This is a genomic window from [Clostridium] aminophilum, from assembly GCF_900101295.1.
Lineage (GTDB): Bacteria > Bacillota > Clostridia > Lachnospirales > Lachnospiraceae > Clostridium_R > Clostridium_R aminophilum_A.
The window spans coordinates 1-17442 of record NZ_FOIL01000031.1; the positions used below are offsets into that span (position 1 = coordinate 1).

Consider the following 17442-nt stretch of genomic DNA (forward strand, 5'->3'; position numbering starts at 1 on the left):
AAGCTGTCACCTAACGGTGACCAGCGGCGGCGCGCAAAGTCCGCGGGGCTCCCCTCAGGACTGAGGGGATGGGGGAGCCGAAGTCCGCTTGCGGACTTTGTTCTCCACGCAGCTCCACCCTTCCTGCAGGAGGCCCTGGCGGCTGCCGCAAAAATGCCTGACACGCGCCAAACACGGTTCGCCTCGTTCTGTATGACGCGTCCATCTTAACCCGCAAAAATCGTATTGTCGAGAAGTTCCTCAATCGGGTACTTATCCTCCACAATGTGCGGCCATACATCCCCGTTCACATGGAAGCGGACAATCCTGCCGTCATCGGTGCGGCAGTCCGTGATCGACTTGTCATCGGTACGGATAAAGGAGATTTTGGTTCCCTTCTTGACCGTTTCCCGATGTGATTTCTCCGTCTCGAGCGACTCCAGAACATCCAGTTCGATATCCTGTTTCAGCGTCAGCTGGAAATCCTCCCAGGGCTTAAGTGCAAAATATTTGTCATTCGGCTCAAGTCTTCCGTCTTTTCCCGCACGATAGCTTCGCTCCATCTGCATGGAGGACAGCAGTTCCGTGCGGCCGCCCAGAATCATCGCCTCCGGATCGATCATAACCGCGTCATAGACTCCTGCCGTTTCCTGATAAAACTTCATTTCTTCCGTTTTCGAAAGCTTGAGGGAACTCAGGCTCTGCCAGTCATTTTCCGTAAAGTCATTGCAGTACAGATAATCTCCGTCTTTTGTGTGAAGGTGATAGATGGATTCCCGATAGGAATACGGCTGATACGTTGCCTGTTTTCCGGCATAGTCCACCCTGAGCGTCTCGATGTAGCTGCTGCCATCCGACGGATCATACTGGAATGATACTTTGAGGTCGGCTCCGCCGATGGAATACGTCTTTCCCTCCTCCAGCTCTTCAATATACTGCTCCGGCACTTCAAAGAAACGGGTGTCGATCAGTTCCGGGTAATCTTCCGCCTTCAGTTTGACATAAAACTTTCCGGCCGCATACGGTCCGATATCATATTGATTGAACACAAACTGCAAGCCGTCGCGATCCGCGTACCAGTTCAGATATGCGGTGTCATTCTCCCCTTCATATCCGTCCCCTTTCATCATCTCACGGATCCGGTCCGAAAGTTTTTCGCCGTCACTCATTTTTCCGTCCTGATCAAACAGGCCGTCCGCATTCTCATTCTGTTTCGGCACTTCCGCAGCCAGAATCTCCGGAATGTTCTCCGTGTCTTTCACGATATCGGCCAGTTTCAGCCGTTTTCCGGTAGCTGCGTCGAAGGTGTAGGCCGTCGTCTCACTGAAGCCGTGCGCCCCGCCGAGAAAGCTGTAATTCTCCCGGACAACCGTCAGGCATCCCGAATCCGCGCGAACCGGCTTAACGATATTCTCATTTTCAAACGAATTAAACAAATCGTCCTGTGCGTGCTGCGCTCTCATCTCCTCCGCTTCGGCGGCATTATCCTTCACAAAGTTCTTCGAGATTTTTTCGGTATCCCCGTTGATCTTGTCCACGGCCGCGAGAATTTCCGGCTTCACCTCATCCGCACGTCCGGTATCCGGATTCACATACACATCCGCGCCGAGAAGATTGTATTTCGAAGCGACCAACAGTGCCTCTTCATTCTTTGAGTATTTCCAATCCCCCGTGTTTTTGCTGGTGATATGATACGGATAGCACGGTTCCGCGTCCTTTTTACTCTCGTTCTCCTCCGCCGCAGAACTCTCTCCGGCAGTATCCTTCTCCGCGCTTCCGGTTTCCGAAGCGTTCTGTGCCGCAGAATCCTTTTCCTGCGCCTTCCCGGCATTCTGACAGCCGGCGGACGCAAGAAGCGCCGACGCCATCACGGCAAGCCAAATCTTCTTCATAATTTTGTCCTCCAGGCTCAAGCAGACAAGCTTGCTTGTCTATTTGAGCCGTCAATCAAAGTTTGAAAGTTTACTTTCAAACTTTTCTCCTCCTGCTTTGTTTCTCCCTTATCCTTATAATGGATGCCTTTCATACAGGCACCTATAGCCATTATCATTATGTCGGATAATCTCATATTATAATATTTTCCCCTGAATGTGTCTGACGAAATGCTGACAGCTTTCTTAAACAGCTCTTCTCAGTCTTCTTAATCTCAATCTGCCGGTCTTTCCACAGTCCTTCTATTGACTTTCCGCTGTCTTTCCGTTGGCTTTCCGTTGACTTTCCGTTGACCTTCCGCTGTTGTTTCGTTATTTTCCCGTTATCTTTCCAAGATCATTGCGGGCCTTCCCCTTATTATCTTTTATATTATTGTTATACAATATAGACATCAAAAATGCAGAATGTTACAATAAAGCTGATTATTGAGGAATTATTCCGAACGTATAGTTACATTATTCTCATCAAAAAGTGAGGTATACCTATGCTTACTGTCAATGAGCTCGCAAAATTCTGGGGAGTTTCCGAACGATGGGTGACACAAATGTGCCGAAGCGGCAAGATTGCCGGTGCCGTGAAGGAAGGCCGCAGCTGGAAAATTCCGGACAATGCGGACCGTCCGAAGGATCTCCGCATCAAAACCGGTAAATTCACGAAGGCTGCCGCTCAGAGCGACGCCCGTCTTCTTCCTCTTCCGGTCGGCATCTCCGATTACGTGAAAGTGCAGAAAGAATACTACTATGTCGACAAAACCCTTCTGATCCGGGATATTCTCGACAAGAAGCCGTATGTCTCCCTCTTCCTGCGTCCGAGGCGGTTCGGAAAAACGCTCAACATGGATATGCTCCGCGTCTTCTTTGAGAAGGCGGATTATGACACCAGCGTGTATTTCTCCGACAAAAACATATGGAAATGCGGCAAGGATTATCAGGACTATCAGGGACGCTACCCGGTGATCTCCCTGACCTTCAAAGATGTGAAATACCCGGACTGGAAGTCTTCCAAACAGAAGATCGCCCACATTCTCCAGGCAGAGTTTGACCGTCACCGTCAGGTTCTCGAAGGCGAAACGCTCTCGCGCAAGCAGAAGGAATACTTTGAAAAAATCCTCAACGCCGAGGCGTCCGATATCGAGCTCTCGGCTTCTCTCGAATACCTGACCGCAATGCTCGACGCGTATTACGGTGTCGCCCCGATCATCATCATCGATGAGTACGACACCCCCATTGAACAGGGCTACTCAAAGGGATTCTATAAAGAAGTCACCGGATTTATGCGCAATTTCTTCTCCGGCGGCTTTAAGGACAATCCGCATCTGTCCTTCGGCTTCATGACCGGAATTCTGAAATTTGCGCAGGGAAGCCTCTTCAGCGGACTGAACAACCTCCGGGTTCACTCCATGATCGATAAGGATTATGCATCCTATTTCGGTTTCACCGAGGAAGAAGTCCAGAAGCTCTTGGAATACTATCACCTCGGCAACAAGTACCGCGAGATCCGCAAATGGTACGACGGGTATCTGATCGGCGACACAACCATCTTCAACCCGTGGTCCATCATCAGCTACGTGGACGATGGCTGTACTCCGGATACCTATTGGGTTTCCACCGGCAACAACGCGATTCTGGATGACATCCTGAAAAATGCCACCAACGATATCAGCACCCGCATGAACAATCTCCTGCAGGGAAGTGCGGTTCTGGCTCCGCTCGACTCCGGCGTCACCTATCCGATGTCCACGACCGACCCGAGCCATATGTACAGCTTCCTTCTCGCAAGCGGATATCTGAAAGCGAAACGCAAGGGCATCAGCGGAACCGGCAACATGATCTGCGAGCTCTCCATTCCGAACAAAGAAATCAGCACCGTCTACCGCGCCAAAGTTCTGAGCCATCTCCAGCAGGCCGGCAAGATTTCGCAGAATTCCGTCAACGCGATTCAGGGAGCACTGATCTCCGACGGAGACGATGTGCTCACAAAGGCATAAAAATTCAAAACAACCGCCGCATCCTCCCGGACTTCCGGAAGATGCGGCGGTATTTTGTACCTTTTTCCTGTATTTCCGTTATTATATTTCGATTATCGTCATACCAGTTTCCGAATCGTTCACTCCCGGTTCCCGATCCATTCAGTCCCGGAGGCCCGATCCGTTCAGTCCGGAGGCCCGATCCGTTCAGTCCGGAGGCCCGATCTGTTCAGTCCCGTTTTCCGGCGAGATAATACGGAAGCGCAACAAACACCGCACCGCCGAGAATATTGCCGATCGTGACCGTCAGAAGATTGTAGACATAACCGCCGATCGTGATCGCAGGGCCTGCCGGTGCAATGAGCGCCAGCGTCAGCTGCGTCATATTCGCGATACTGTGCTCAAACCCGCAGATAACAAAGGTGAAAATGCACCAGAAAATCATGATCAGCTTTCCGCTCTCCGACTTGCAGCGGCCTGCGCACCAGACGCCGAGGCAGACAAGCACATTGCAGAGAATTCCGCGAATCACAAGCGGAAGAAACGGCACCGCCACCTTCGCCTGTGCACCTTTGGCAAGAAATGCCTCCGTCGCCTCTCCAAACAGTCCGGAATACCGGAATAAAAGCGCCAGAAGAACGGAACCTGCGAGATTGCCCAGCCAGCAGGTGATCCAGAACTTCAGAGTCTGCGAGAGTGTCACCTTCTTTTTCATCATACCGGCCGCCATGACCATGTTGTTGCCGGTGAAGAGTTCCGCCCCCGCGATGACCACAAGACTGAGCGCCACGCTGAAGGCACCGCCCATCACGATCTTGGTCGCCGGAGCGCCGGCCAGCTGTCCTCCGATGACATTGGTCAGTATATTTCCGAATCCGATAAACGAACCTGCCACCGCGGCAGAGACAAAGTAACCGGCCGGATTTGTCTCCATAAACGCTATCTTTTTCTCCGCATTTCCGGCTACCGCTTCAAAATCCGCCTCATACATATGAAAATCCCCCCTGAATGATGCTGATATTCTCTAGCTTTATTGTATTCAATTCGATGCAGCCGGACAATTTACACTGTTTAGAAAACTGCCTCTCCCACTACCGTTTTGTAAAGTTTTCCGTCTTCTTTTCTTTCCGTTTTCTCCGCCGCACCCGGTTGATATGGCGCTCAAAATCCCCGCTCCGCAGAAGCTCTGCCAGAACATACTGATCATACGCCGGAACGGTGCAGGAATAGAATCCCAGCCGCCGGTGAAAGATCTCGATCAGCCGCTCCGGAAGGATCATATAGCCCACACGGATTGACGGCGCGATCGTCCGGGAAAAGGTATTCATGTAGATGACATTTTCCTGCTCAGTCATCGAAAACAGGGAATTCTCCGCCCTGCCCGAGATGGTAAGCTCCGAGTCATAATTGTCCTCGATAAGGATTCCGCCCCGCTGCGCGGCCCAGCCAAGATATTCCTGTTTTTTCGTTCCGCCGACCGAGATCCCGGTGGGATAGCTGTTAAACGGCGTGATGTGAAGAACCGTCGCCCGGGTCTTTCGAAGATCCTCCGATGCGATGCCGTCCGGCTTTAGCGGAAGCATGTCACACCGGATGCCGTATGCCTCGTAAACCTGACGGATCTTTCCGTAGGACGGATCCTCCAGCGCAAATACCGTCTCTTTCCCGAACATCTGCGCCACAAGGCTGTAGAGATACTCCGCCCCCGACCCGATGATGATCTGATCCGGTTTCACATGGATCGAGCGGCTCCGCGCCATGTATGCGCTGATCTCCGAGCGGAGTTCTGCGCAGCCGTCATTCGGCGATTTCACAAGGATCCGCTCGCCATAATCCAGCAGAACACGGCGCATCGTTTTTGCAAGCACCGTGTACGGAAACTCAGAGTCCGTATGAAGATGAATATGGCCATGTACCTTCGCTGCGGACGATCCGTAAGAAAATGCCGGTACCGAAGCGTGGGCCGATTTCGGCGGAAAATTCAGCGCAGAGGAACCGCCTGACCCGGACCGGTCGTCAAACATGGGTTCCGTTTCCCATGATTTGCCGGCAGCTTCCATCCACTGTCCCGTCAACGAATGCTCCATCCCGATCACCGCCGGCATTCCCTGAAAGTCACTTTTTTTGAAAATGACATAGACGCCGCTCCGCGGTCTCGCTTCCGTATATCCCTCCTCGCAGAGAAGTTCCACCGTATGCTCGATCGTGATGACACTTACACCGGTCTCCTCCGCCATCGTCCGCTTGGACGGAAGTTTGCTTCCATAGGAATAAACGCCCGCAATGATGTCACTGCGAAGCATCTGATAAAGCTGAATGTAAGCCGGAATCCGGCTGGTTCCATCAATCTCGTAATTCATCTGATTATACCGTTATTCCTTATTTGAAGACTATTGCCACACCAGTTTTATAGTACCGTAAAGATTAGCCAAAGTAAAAGGGCTCATTTTCAGAAACGGTTGCTTCTACTGTATAAAAACGTGTGGAAGCGACTCCCATGACAAGTTTCGGCTTGTCTGTTCATCCGAGAATTCCTGTTTTTCCGTCATCAGATTCTGTACTATATTAAATACAACAAATCACAACGTACCATACAAAGGAAAGCGCCCGGGAAGTTTCCGGGCGCTTTCCTTTGTATACCGATAAGTTTGTTCCAGATGTTTCGGACTTCCGTTGCGCGAATGGAATATCTCTTTCGTCAACAGATCTGCTTATTGCTCATATTGCTCTTATTGCTCTTATTATTTCTTCGTGCGCGATATGTATATCAGACCGCCAAAACACAGCACGATCTGCAGGACGGTGGAACAGGGTGTCGCAAGACCGATATGGAAGAGAGATCCCGGCATCATCCGGCTCATCAAAAAGGATACCGGCACCCGGACCGCAAATGCTCCAAGGATGCCCTGCGCCATGACAAATGTCGTATATCCCATTCCATTATAGAATCCGATAAAGCAGAACAGAAAGCAGGTAAACAGGCAGTCTATCGCATACGCCTTTATGTACTCTGCTCCTGCCACAACAACCGCCTCATCCGAAGTGAATACTCCCGAGAGCAGATCTCCGTGAAAAAATCCCGTATAAAACATTACCGCGCCAAAGATAAAGGAGATCCCAACCGCAGCCCGGAATCCCCGGAATGCCCTGTCCAGTTTTCCTGCGCCCCTGTTCTGTGCGACAAAAGCCGACATCGACTGCATAAAGGACATGGGCACAAGCATGATGAACACGCATACCTTTTCTGCAACGCCGATTCCGGCGGACGCGATCAATCCAATGGAATTCACAATGGCGAGGATCACAAGAAACGATATGCCCACCAGCAGATCCTGTACTGCAATCGGTATTCCAAGCACAAGAATTCTTCGGATGATACGCCGGTTCCATGCAATCATTTTCTTTTCCAGTGTAAACGGCAGCTCCTTATGCGAAATGAGAAGATAAGAAATGACAACACTGATAAACTGCGCTCCTACGGTAGCATAAGCAGCACCTTTTGTTCCCATGTGTAAAACAGCCACCAGTAAAATGTCACCGATGATATTGCAGATACATGCGATCAGAACCGTGATCAGCGGAGTATTGGAATCCCCTATGCCTCTGAAAACGCCGCCGATCATATTATAGGCCATAATCACGATGATCCCGCCTCCGCAGATCCGGATATACGAAGTTGTCAATTCGAATGCCTCCGCCGGAGCGTGCATGGTCATGGCAAGCCCCGGCGCGATAACCGGTATGAATACCGTAAGAAAACACCCGATCACCGCAAACAGTGCCAGTCCGCTGCCGACAATCTGTCCTCCCTCATCCGCACGTTTTTCTCCGATTTTCTGACCGAGAAAAATGGTCATGCCCATACACAGGCTGCTGATAATATTCGTCAGAGTAGCCATAATCTGGGAACCGGTCGAAACGGCAGATACATCGGTCGAATCCGCAAACTTTCCAACAACCAGAAGATCCACCGCTCCGTACATAGCCTGCAGAAACAATGCCAGAAGAACCGGTCCGGCAAATTTGAGAAACGGCAATACGATCGCACCCGTTGTAAAGTCAATTCTTTTTTCCATTGAATCGTCCTCTCTTCCAATAAGCTTTCCTCTCCGAAACCACAGGAAGTGCAGCGCCCTTTCCTACAGTCAAAAAAAGAGCCGGACAAGAAGCCGGCATCTCAGCCAGCCATCTTATCCAGCTCGTTATTTCAAATCGAATAACTCACCCTCCGATGACGTTCACATTCTAACATAAAAAACCGCAATGTCAACACCTATCCCCTGAGACCTTCTTTATGTGGGTTTAAGCTTTACAAAGGTTCTTCCTTCCAGCTGCACTCTCTTATGCGGTTCTGATTGTCTCACCGTTTTCCGCCAGGCGGAATGAAAAATACTCTTTCCCGGTTATCTTTCTCAGGTTTTCGGTCAGAATCTGAGCAATCGCCTTGAGACGGAATTCCGGAAGATTATATTTTACATGTCGCGGAAGAATGATCTCTTTCGGGATTCGATTGATAAACGCATCGGTACAGAGAGCTTTTCCAACCTCCGAAAACACGCCGCCCAACTTATGTCCCAGGCAGAATTCATTTTCGTACTTCTCAAAATCCCGAAGGTCTTCTTCCATCGCATTGCAGAGCAGCGAACTGTTGTAGTCGTAGAGCGGCGCAAACCGCTTGATCTCAAACGTGTCATTGTCCACAATAAAGCCGAAATTTCCAAGATGTCTGTCCTGATTCATCACGATCGAATCGGTCAGAAACATCTCTCTGACTTCTTCTGCAAATCCAAGCTTGTCGCAGAATTGAATGACATCCTTGATTGTATAATTTGTCTTTGTCCCGGCCAGATAGCGATAGAACGGCATATAGCCTTCCTTCTCGCTTGTAAAGAGGCCGCATACCGAACAGAGATTATCTTTAAATCGTTCCAGTTCATACGGCAGAACCTCCTGTTTAGCCATCTGCCGGAGAATATACGAAGAGATGTATTCACTGTACGGCTCTAACCCGACATTTGCAGCACCCTTTAATCCGGTTTTATACAGGTAAATGCCGTCGTCCAGGCGACGCCAGCATTTGGGAGATGTTCCCTCTGCCGTGACTTCCGGGCTCGTCGGCGAAAACTCTACGTTCTCAAGATTCGAATCAAACCCTGTTGTCTCCGCAACATCCGAAAAAGGATTACTGTAATAGTTTGCCTTCTCCCATGTCAGATCGGATGACGTATCTTTTACCCATAAAGCATCATTTAACGAGAGGGCATGGGTGAGATCGATAAACCCCTTGGTTTTATCGATTCCCCACTCTTTCAGCCATCTCTTCATGTGGTCTTTATGTTTTGCAAAGTTTCTTCCTTCCAGCCAGGCGGTCATCCAGGTATCGATATCCTGATTCCGAATCGCTTCTCTCAGCAACGGGATCGCCGGAGTGTCCGCTTCCGATGCCGTCTCAATGTTCAGGACGCGGACCTCATCACCCAAAGGATTCTCTTTTATCTCGAATTTTACAAGAGGTCTGTTCTTGTCCATCAGGAAATAGCTGTTCATACCATTTCCTTTCCCCAATGTAGTCATATTGTTATTCATGTCTTTCCTATTGTAACATGAGTTCTCAATATACTATATCTTCTACCGACCGAGCTTTTCCATTTTCGTAATGACCTCGCATTATCCCTCTAAAACCGTATTAGTAAACAACGATCCTCACTGTTTCTTTATCTAAAATCCGCACCATACCCCAAAAGCAGTCGATCTTTGGTCGTTACAACTCCTTCTTTAAAATATATAATAAAATGCTTAACATACTCACCCATCCAGTAATCGTTCTCTCCCGGTCCTTCAAGATATCCTTTTACTGCCGCCTTCAGTTCCCTCTCACTATACAGCCAGCCACAGCGCATGGTCTCTGGCAACATTCCTTCATTATCCCATACTAACAGTTCAGGTTCTGATTTCATATAATCGACCATTTCCTGAAATATCGCTTTTTTTTCTTCTTCAGAAGACGCGTCGGAATATCGTTTGTGATAGTCTTCAAACACTTCTGTTTCTACGTACTTTGCTGAATCGCCGTATCCTGCAATGCAGTTTTTGATGTCAATTGTCTGAAGATTATCTATGCTTATTTTTTTCTTAATGCAATCCTGAAGAAAATGCGCCATTGTTTTAGGCGCTATTTCTTTTAATGGCATTGGACGACTTATTGTCTCCCAGACATCATCGAATCTGTCCTCGTCAAATTTTCTCACGAAATCAAGTTCACTGATGACTGAAATATTGAATTCTTTTACTTTCTCTATCTCCGGCAATGCTAAATCTTTATTATTGCATATCAAATAGTTTACACCTTCCGACAATGTATCCGATACCAATCCTCCTTTTTTTATAATGTAATCCTTCAGTTCAGAATCGTCGGAATAGTACAGAATATTTCCTTTGATAACAAATGTTGCTTTATTAAGCGCTACATAGTTTTTTATTTCATATCCTCTGAAGTACTCAACCCAAGCTGCGCTAAACAGAATATCGCACAGTTCATTAATGCTTTTAGCATTTGCCAAGGAACGTCCTTCAAATAACAACTCTTTTTCCTCTTTATCGGATGTTAGACCTACTTCATCGGGGCGTAGGCTTACTCCATCGGGAGTTAGGCTTACTGCATTAGCAAGCATCCATCCATCCTCATTTCGACCCCCTTCACCCGCCTCAGTCGACATCGAGGCAGTTTTCCCCTCAGTATTAGTAAAGCCAAGTTCCAGTGTATAACTTGCGCTACTCGAATTTGTCACGAAATCCGTTCTGATTTTCATCTCTTACCTCCTGTCATGAAATGAATATGTCAATGGATTAGTTAAAGATTCTTTTTTCACAAAATACGATCTCCGGCATCAACGGACAGCCCCCCATGCATAATTCTTTCGTTGCGCACCCCGGGCAAGCCTCTCTCATAATATTCCGAAACCGTTCAAACGGCTCACTGTTCCATGCTTCTTCAATTGAGATCCCATTCAGGGATATCTCAAATCGCTTGTTTTGGTCAAAGCTGCATGGAACCATAATCATATCTGGTCCTATGTAACAGCTGAAACGGGCGCCCTCACATGTATCCAGGGATTCCATCATTACTCGTTTACAAAAATGAATCGCTCCGGGAACATTGCAGCTGTCCATGCCGACTTTAAAGGGATGTGGTTTGTCAACCTCTGAGAAAAACTTTTCCACTCTAGGATCACTAAGAGAAAGAACATTTTCTTTTGTGCCCAAACCTGCCGGCTTATGAAGCAGGAAAATCACAGCATTGATCCCTTTTGGAAAATCATTCTGCTGAAGCCTGCTGATTGCTTCATCAATACTGTTATTCCCAAGGACATAGTGAATATTGGTTTTCACTCCAGCATCAAGCAATATCCGAATTGCCTGTAACGTATAGTCGCTTCTATACCAACTGACTGCAACTGCCCCACAGTATTGTTTGCAAATTACTGCGATTTCCGGTGTCATTCCATATCCGGATGTTGTAAAATTGGGAACCAGATTATTTTCTCTGGTTATCTGAAGAAGATCTTTAAAGCATTCATGCTGATCCGGATCTCCCCTGCCTCCCAGAGCCAACTGATTACAGCGGCCTTTGCATTGTTCTGCGATCCATCGAAAGTTCTCAATAGTCATATTGGGCTGTTCCACGGTAAGCCCGCTTTGATAGCAACCGATACCTGCTTTTACACACAGTCCGGTTTTTCCATGGATACAATGGCCCATAACGCCAACATCAATCAGATGAGGAAATGATGCCATAAAAGGGTCTTTTCCGGTATCTTTCCCAAAATCATCAAGGATTCCCGTACGAACATAGGCGCCGGTTTCTGTGTCAAATGCTGATCTAAAATGATACTTCTGATCGTTGATAATATATTTCATTTATTTTGATTCCAATTAAATTGTCTGCAGGTCCTTTCGTTCCATCCCGGAGTCTTCATTGTTTCAAATGATATACTTCCTCAGATCCACGCCGTTCTTCTGTGCCAGTTCCACCAGTTCCTGGTCCGTCAAACGTTCAACCTTGGTCAGCTCCATCACCGCCATGGGGAATCCATTGAACATGGCCGTGCCATAATTGTCTTTCATATCTTTCCGTAAGCGGTTCACATCGATTTCATGCTCTGCCATACTGAAACCTCCCTTACCCCCCAGTTTCCTATGGGTTCTTCCTGCCGTCAGACACTACTTCAATATTATTTCCCTGACCGCGAAGCCAAATATCAACACCATCGCCGTAAACTTCGGCGCTCACAAGCCATCCGGCTTCGTCGTGTCGTACGATCTCCGCGGTGGGGAGTCGGTCAAGAACAGCCTCTATACTCAAGCCCTTATAAAGGAATAATATCTTCCTCAATTCACCGCCGAACATAAACTGGATCCTTTTCCGGAATTCTCCCTCCTCAAATCTCTCCGCATATGGAATGCGAAAATGCTCATCAAGCACCTCATATTCTGCTATACGGTCAATGCGGTAGATCGTAGGAAACGGACGCTTGGGAACATCCGGCATTTCTTCGCTTTCCGATATAAAGGCGCAGAGATAAAAGTAATACTCCGAAAACATGATCCCTACTGGCTGGATCAGTCTCATGACTTTATCCGGTTCTTTTAACTTCCGGTAGCGGATCCGCATCAGTCTGTGCTCATACACCGCGCTGCTGATATCCCACATATCGTCCAGAAATTTCTTCCCATGATGAGGTTCCAAATAATGGAATTTCTCATTTCTGATCAAATCAGCCACCTGTTTATGATTCCTGTTCTGAACACCACATTGAAGCAGTTTATCTATAATCGGGAACATTTCATCCCGTGTAAGAGAACGGCTTTCCAAAAGAATCTTACATACCGTCAGTATCTCACTGTTGGTGAGACTCTTTTTCTGACTCCGGGCCAGAACATAGCCATGTTTTGCCCGATCATATACCAGTTCCCTGTTGGATTCGGGATCCTCGGCAAAATACGTTCTTATGTCATCGAGATCCCGCTGTATGGACCGTTCGTTCACGCCAAACCGGTATGCTTCATCTGATTTTACCAGGATCTCCCCATCGTTTAACCTGTTATACAGATTGATGATCCGTTCAACCTTTTTATCCAAAATCTCTTCTCCTGTCGGGGGATCACCCATTTTGATTTCTCTTGTGATTCTTCATGAATGCTGTTTTATCAGTATTCTGGAATTTGACCTGCTTTTCTTCAGCGTAAAATCAAAAATTCTGCCGGAACCTCAGGCACGCTGAAGAACGGTATTTTACCAGTCCTCCAGATCCAGCACTCCTCCATCGCATAATACGGATGTCTGTCCTGCGCTCAGCTCTTTCAACTTCAGGAATATCCTTGCCGTCGTGATGGCATCAGCCAGCGCACGGTGCGCTTCCGGGTTCTTGATGCCGAGAAATTCGCCCACAGTGCCGAGTTTAAAATCTTCGCCAGTGTAACCGATAATTTCCTTCAGTTCCTTCGCATACCTCCATACATCGAAATGCCTGTTGGTGTATATCTGATTGCTGTATCTCCCTGCTCTCTGAATGAACTGACCGTCAAAATTCACGCTGTTGAAGCCAACCAATACATCATCCCCGACAAACTCCATGAAATCGGGCACAACTTCCCACATCTGACGCGCATCTTTCACATCTTCCCTGGTAATACCGGTCAGTTCCGTAACAAAGTCCGTTACGCTCCTCTTAAAGGGTTTCACAAATTCCCGGAAGATGAATTCCTCCGACTCCCTGATCTCGCCATTTACGACTCTGACGGCTCCGATCTCAATTATGCTGTCTGTCGCCGGGTGTATTCCGGTGGTCTCAAGATCAAATGCAACAAAGCTGTCAAACGAAGGATCCCTTGTTTCGATCAGTTCCGGATACTCTCCTTTTGGAATCGGCTCAGGATATCTTCCGCCTCCCGATGATTTGGTCGACGATATGTCAACATCGATTCCTATTGAACTCATAAACTCCCTATATTTCTCAATTGCTTCCGCTTTCCCTTCCTTCGGATTCGGTAAATATTCACCTTTCTTCTCCGCATCGGCCGCAGCACGCCGCTTTTCATGTTTTGCCAGCAGATCGTCAAATGTTCGAATCGCATCCTTGTTGTCAGCAGCCAGTGTCCTCCCGACGCTCATGGCATCCTCCGCTTCATCGTAACGTCTTGTCTGACAAAAAAACTCCGCTATAACATATGCTGCCTGCCACACATTCAACGGACGGTCTAGCAGGTCTAATGCCAGCTCATCCGCTTCGCGGTATCTGTAATCCTGATACAGTGTTTCCAACATCAGGCCTTTAAGCCGGATCCGTTCTGTTTTTCCCAGTTTTTCTGAACCGATAATCTTGTCATAGACCTGATAGAACCATTCCTTACTTGCTCTCGGCACGCGGACACTGTCCCCGACGATGCTGTGGATCTTCTGCCATTCTCTCTTCGGGCTGGGAAGAAAATCAGCAACAGAAAATGCGACATTTTTGAAATTAGAAGGGTATGTCATTTCTGCAACTGCTTTTTCCCATATCTGATCTGCCTTTGGCTCCTCCCCGTTGTCCGGATTGTATGCGATGATCCTGTTGCAAAGATCCTCTATATCTGTCTTCGCTGCGCATTCCCCGCACAAACATCCGTCATATTCTTTTCCGCAACATAAACATATAGCCATAATCTACCTTTTTTCACACACATACCTCATATCACAATACTCACAAGCGTATGTATTCTGTGCCTTTAATTCAAATTTCTTTGCTTCAATATTCTGTACTGTCCGGGTGATCTCCTGTATTGTTTCATCTATAGCATTTCTGCTCCACTCGAATGAAATGATCGGATCCCCATCCAGTGTGCCGGTATAGTACAGATGCATTCTGCTGACCTTTTTACCATATCTTTTCTCGATCAGGTACGCATATATCTCCAACTGTTTTTTGTAATGATCGATCCTGTGAGGATTATCCCTGATATCCGGTTTTGGACCAGTCTTATAATCGACGATTTCGACCGTATCGCCGTCTCCCTCAACAAGATCGATAATTCCTTGGAGAATATAATCGTTTAGGACAAGATTGATCTCTTCCTCGGCTTTCCATACCTTTCCAAGCTCATTTTTTCTATGCCTGAAATACCGGATCACCTGAGACAACGCTTTTTCCTGTTGCTCATCTGTCAGCGAATAGCCGGTCTGCTCCTGCATACTCCGATAATTTAAGGAGAACCATTCTTTTATGGCTTCTTCATTTACCCTGTCTTTCTCTCCGTTGATAATGCATTTGTTCATGTCTTCCAATGTGGCATGAACAAGAGAACCAACAGAGGTATGGAACATCTTGTTTTGGGCAAATCCATACTCTTTATAGAACTTGTATTGCGTCGGGCAACCATCATAAAGTCCAATATGCGAAGTGAATGAATATACCCGTCTAAACCTGAGTGACCTGACCTTCTCAAATTGATCTGTTTTGTGAAACGCCCCCGTTTTGGGAAGCTCCCCGAGCATTGTCCCAAAATATTTCGGATCATCCTTCTTTGTTGCAAGCACGAGCATATTTTGCGCCCGCGAGAAAGCAACGTAATACAATCGCCAAAAGTCGTAGAACCTGATATATTCTCTCGGTTCGTAAGGCGGGCGATGAAAATATCTGCACTCCGCCGAGTACATCAGTGGGTCATATTCTTTCTTTGGCACATTCCCCAGTGATCCAACAACTACCACGGGAAATTCCAGCCCTTTCGATTGATGGATCGTCATAAAGGAGATGCATCCGGAAGGAGCATAATTGGCTTCATCCTCATACTCTCCAACCCCATCCACATACATATACTTCAGATATATATTGAACAGCTGCTCTGCAATCATCTCCTTGTTAGATCCTGTGATGTGATGCATATTGTGGAGAAAACTGAACCGAGCTATCATTCGGGATATTTCAGAAAGGTTCCGGGCACTCCTGCTCACATTCGGTTTTCCCGTTATATCCACCTCAAGATAACGTCGAAATGGTTCAAATGCAAACAGCCTGTATAATATATCGAGTAACCCTTCTTCGCTGTCATCAGAAAGATCCCGTATCTCAGTGGTCCACTGCTCTAAAAATCCCTTCAGCGCATCGTCGTCCCGGATCAAAGTGACTGCCTCCCTGCGGCAGGCCTTATAGTATTCTTTTAATTCAGAACTGATCGGATATCGAAATGAATCATTTTTCAATCCTTGGATATAATGCGGAAAGCAAAACATGATGCAGCCAAGCGCCTGTTTTACTTCCGTTCTCTCAAAAAACATCTCCGATCGCGGAGAATATACCGGAAATCCATTGGCTTCAAGGAATTCTGCGATTTCCCTGGCTTCTGATCCTTTAACCGATCGAAACAGAAACGCAATCTGATTCAGATCTGTTATATTTCCATTTGTCTTTAGTTTTTTTACAAAAGCCAGCACCTCTTCTTTTTCAGCCTCAGGAGACGCTCCTGCGCATGCATATACTGCAGGAGCATCGCTTTTCCCCGTTTTACACGCCTTCAACCGCTTCGGGAAACGGTATTTTCCCCAGTCAAAACAGCCGGCTCCCGAATCAGCCATCCACGAACTATAGAACCGGATTATCCCCGGTTCTGATCTGTAGTTTTCGTCAAGATAAAAGACCTTGCATTCATCTTTCTGAAATCTGTCTGCAAACTCCAGAATATTCCTGATGGTCGCTCCCCGGAATCTGTACATTCCCTGATCGTCATCACCCACTACACATATATTTTGCGACTTGCCCGCCAACTTTAAAACAAGCTGTTCCTGAATGTAGTTTGTGTCCTGGTATTCGTCTACCATGATATATCGGATCTTTTCCTGAACCGCCTGAAGGATCCTTTCATCTCTGTCGAGCATATCCAGCGTTTTCGTCTGAATCGATGAAAAGTCCATTACATTCTTACGCGCAAGCAATGATCTGTAACGGAGGACAAGTTTTCCCAGAAACCGCAAATCCTCATCTTCGTCTTCAGACATTGCCTGAACGTCAACCCGCTCCTCCATCATCTGGTTGACATATCTGCATATCTTCATGGAATTTTTCCAGTCTTCCTGTTTCCGAACATTTTCTGTCGATGCAATATGTCCATTAAAACCTCGAAGATGGCAAAACTCTTCCATATTTCTGCAAACGATGTATGCCTGCTCAAAGGCGTCGATCACTCGACTCTGCTTATTACCGGACAGTTCTTCAGAATACTCCTTCATGAGCCTTAAACAGACACTGTGAAAAGTTCCTATATACATATCATTGATATTGATCTTGCAATCGACATCAATGCTCATAAACTCATCAGATATTCTGGTGAGCAGTTCTTTTGCTGCTTTTTCGGTAAAGGTAACAACCATGATCGAAGACGGATCTGCATTTTTCTCAAACACGAGATACGCGATTCGTTTAACAAGCGTGTAGGTTTTTCCGGTTCCCGGACCGGCTATGATCAGCATTGGTCCTTCCGTGTTGGTTATCGCCTTTTTCTGACCGTCATTCGCCCCGCTTAAATCTACCATT

12 protein-coding genes are annotated in these 17442 nt (G+C 47.3%); 1 reads left to right on the forward strand and 11 read right to left on the reverse strand.

Features of this window, described 5'->3' with window-relative positions:
* Positions 1-206 precede the first annotated feature (206 nt).
* Positions 207-1871: a DUF3298 and DUF4163 domain-containing protein gene (locus tag BMW41_RS09090; protein WP_074649809.1), complete on the reverse strand. Its 1665-nt coding sequence runs from the start codon at positions 1869-1871 to the stop codon at positions 207-209.
* Between the two features lie 524 nt (positions 1872-2395).
* On the opposite strand from BMW41_RS09090, the gene BMW41_RS09095 reads away from it, so the two are divergent.
* Complete coding sequence (locus BMW41_RS09095; protein WP_031472362.1) at positions 2396-3898, forward strand: AAA family ATPase; 1503 nt, start codon at positions 2396-2398, stop codon at positions 3896-3898.
* Positions 3899-4106: 208 nt separating this feature from the next.
* Here the strand turns inward: BMW41_RS09095 and BMW41_RS09100 are convergent, their stop codons facing one another.
* The 10 genes from BMW41_RS09100 to BMW41_RS09145 form a co-directional block, all read right to left on the reverse strand.
* Entirely contained in the window at positions 4107-4868 is a 762-nt protein-coding gene (locus BMW41_RS09100; protein WP_074649810.1) for a formate/nitrite transporter family protein, read from the reverse strand.
* 100 nt (positions 4869-4968) lie between these two features.
* Entirely contained in the window at positions 4969-6237 is a 1269-nt protein-coding gene (locus BMW41_RS09105) for a MocR-like pyridoxine biosynthesis transcription factor PdxR (RefSeq protein WP_074649811.1), read from the reverse strand.
* Positions 6238-6618: 381 nt separating this feature from the next.
* Positions 6619-7953: an MATE family efflux transporter gene (locus BMW41_RS09110; protein ID WP_074649812.1), complete on the reverse strand. Its 1335-nt coding sequence runs from the start codon at positions 7951-7953 to the stop codon at positions 6619-6621.
* A gap of 265 nt (positions 7954-8218) precedes the next feature.
* A complete protein-coding gene (locus BMW41_RS09115; protein ID WP_177171210.1) occupies positions 8219-9451 on the reverse strand; it encodes a HipA domain-containing protein in 1233 nt (410 codons plus the stop codon).
* A gap of 140 nt (positions 9452-9591) precedes the next feature.
* Positions 9592-10686, reverse strand: a complete 1095-nt coding sequence (locus BMW41_RS09120; protein WP_074649814.1) for a BRCT domain-containing protein — start codon at positions 10684-10686, stop codon at positions 9592-9594.
* A gap of 37 nt (positions 10687-10723) precedes the next feature.
* Positions 10724-11794: an SPASM domain-containing protein gene (locus BMW41_RS09125; protein ID WP_074649815.1), complete on the reverse strand. Its 1071-nt coding sequence runs from the start codon at positions 11792-11794 to the stop codon at positions 10724-10726.
* Positions 11795-11857: 63 nt separating this feature from the next.
* The gene (locus tag BMW41_RS09130) at positions 11858-12043 is read right to left on the reverse strand and encodes a hypothetical protein (RefSeq protein WP_074649816.1); all 186 of its coding nucleotides are present in this window, start codon (positions 12041-12043) and stop codon (positions 11858-11860) included.
* A gap of 28 nt (positions 12044-12071) precedes the next feature.
* Entirely contained in the window at positions 12072-13016 is a 945-nt protein-coding gene (locus BMW41_RS09135; RefSeq protein ID WP_330386975.1) for a helix-turn-helix transcriptional regulator, read from the reverse strand.
* A gap of 153 nt (positions 13017-13169) precedes the next feature.
* Entirely contained in the window at positions 13170-14411 is a 1242-nt protein-coding gene (locus tag BMW41_RS09140; protein WP_177171211.1) for an exonuclease domain-containing protein, read from the reverse strand.
* A 168-nt stretch (positions 14412-14579) separates the two neighbouring features.
* Positions 14580-17441: an ATP-dependent helicase gene (locus BMW41_RS09145; RefSeq protein ID WP_074649819.1), complete on the reverse strand. Its 2862-nt coding sequence runs from the start codon at positions 17439-17441 to the stop codon at positions 14580-14582.
* Position 17442 lies beyond the last annotated feature (1 nt).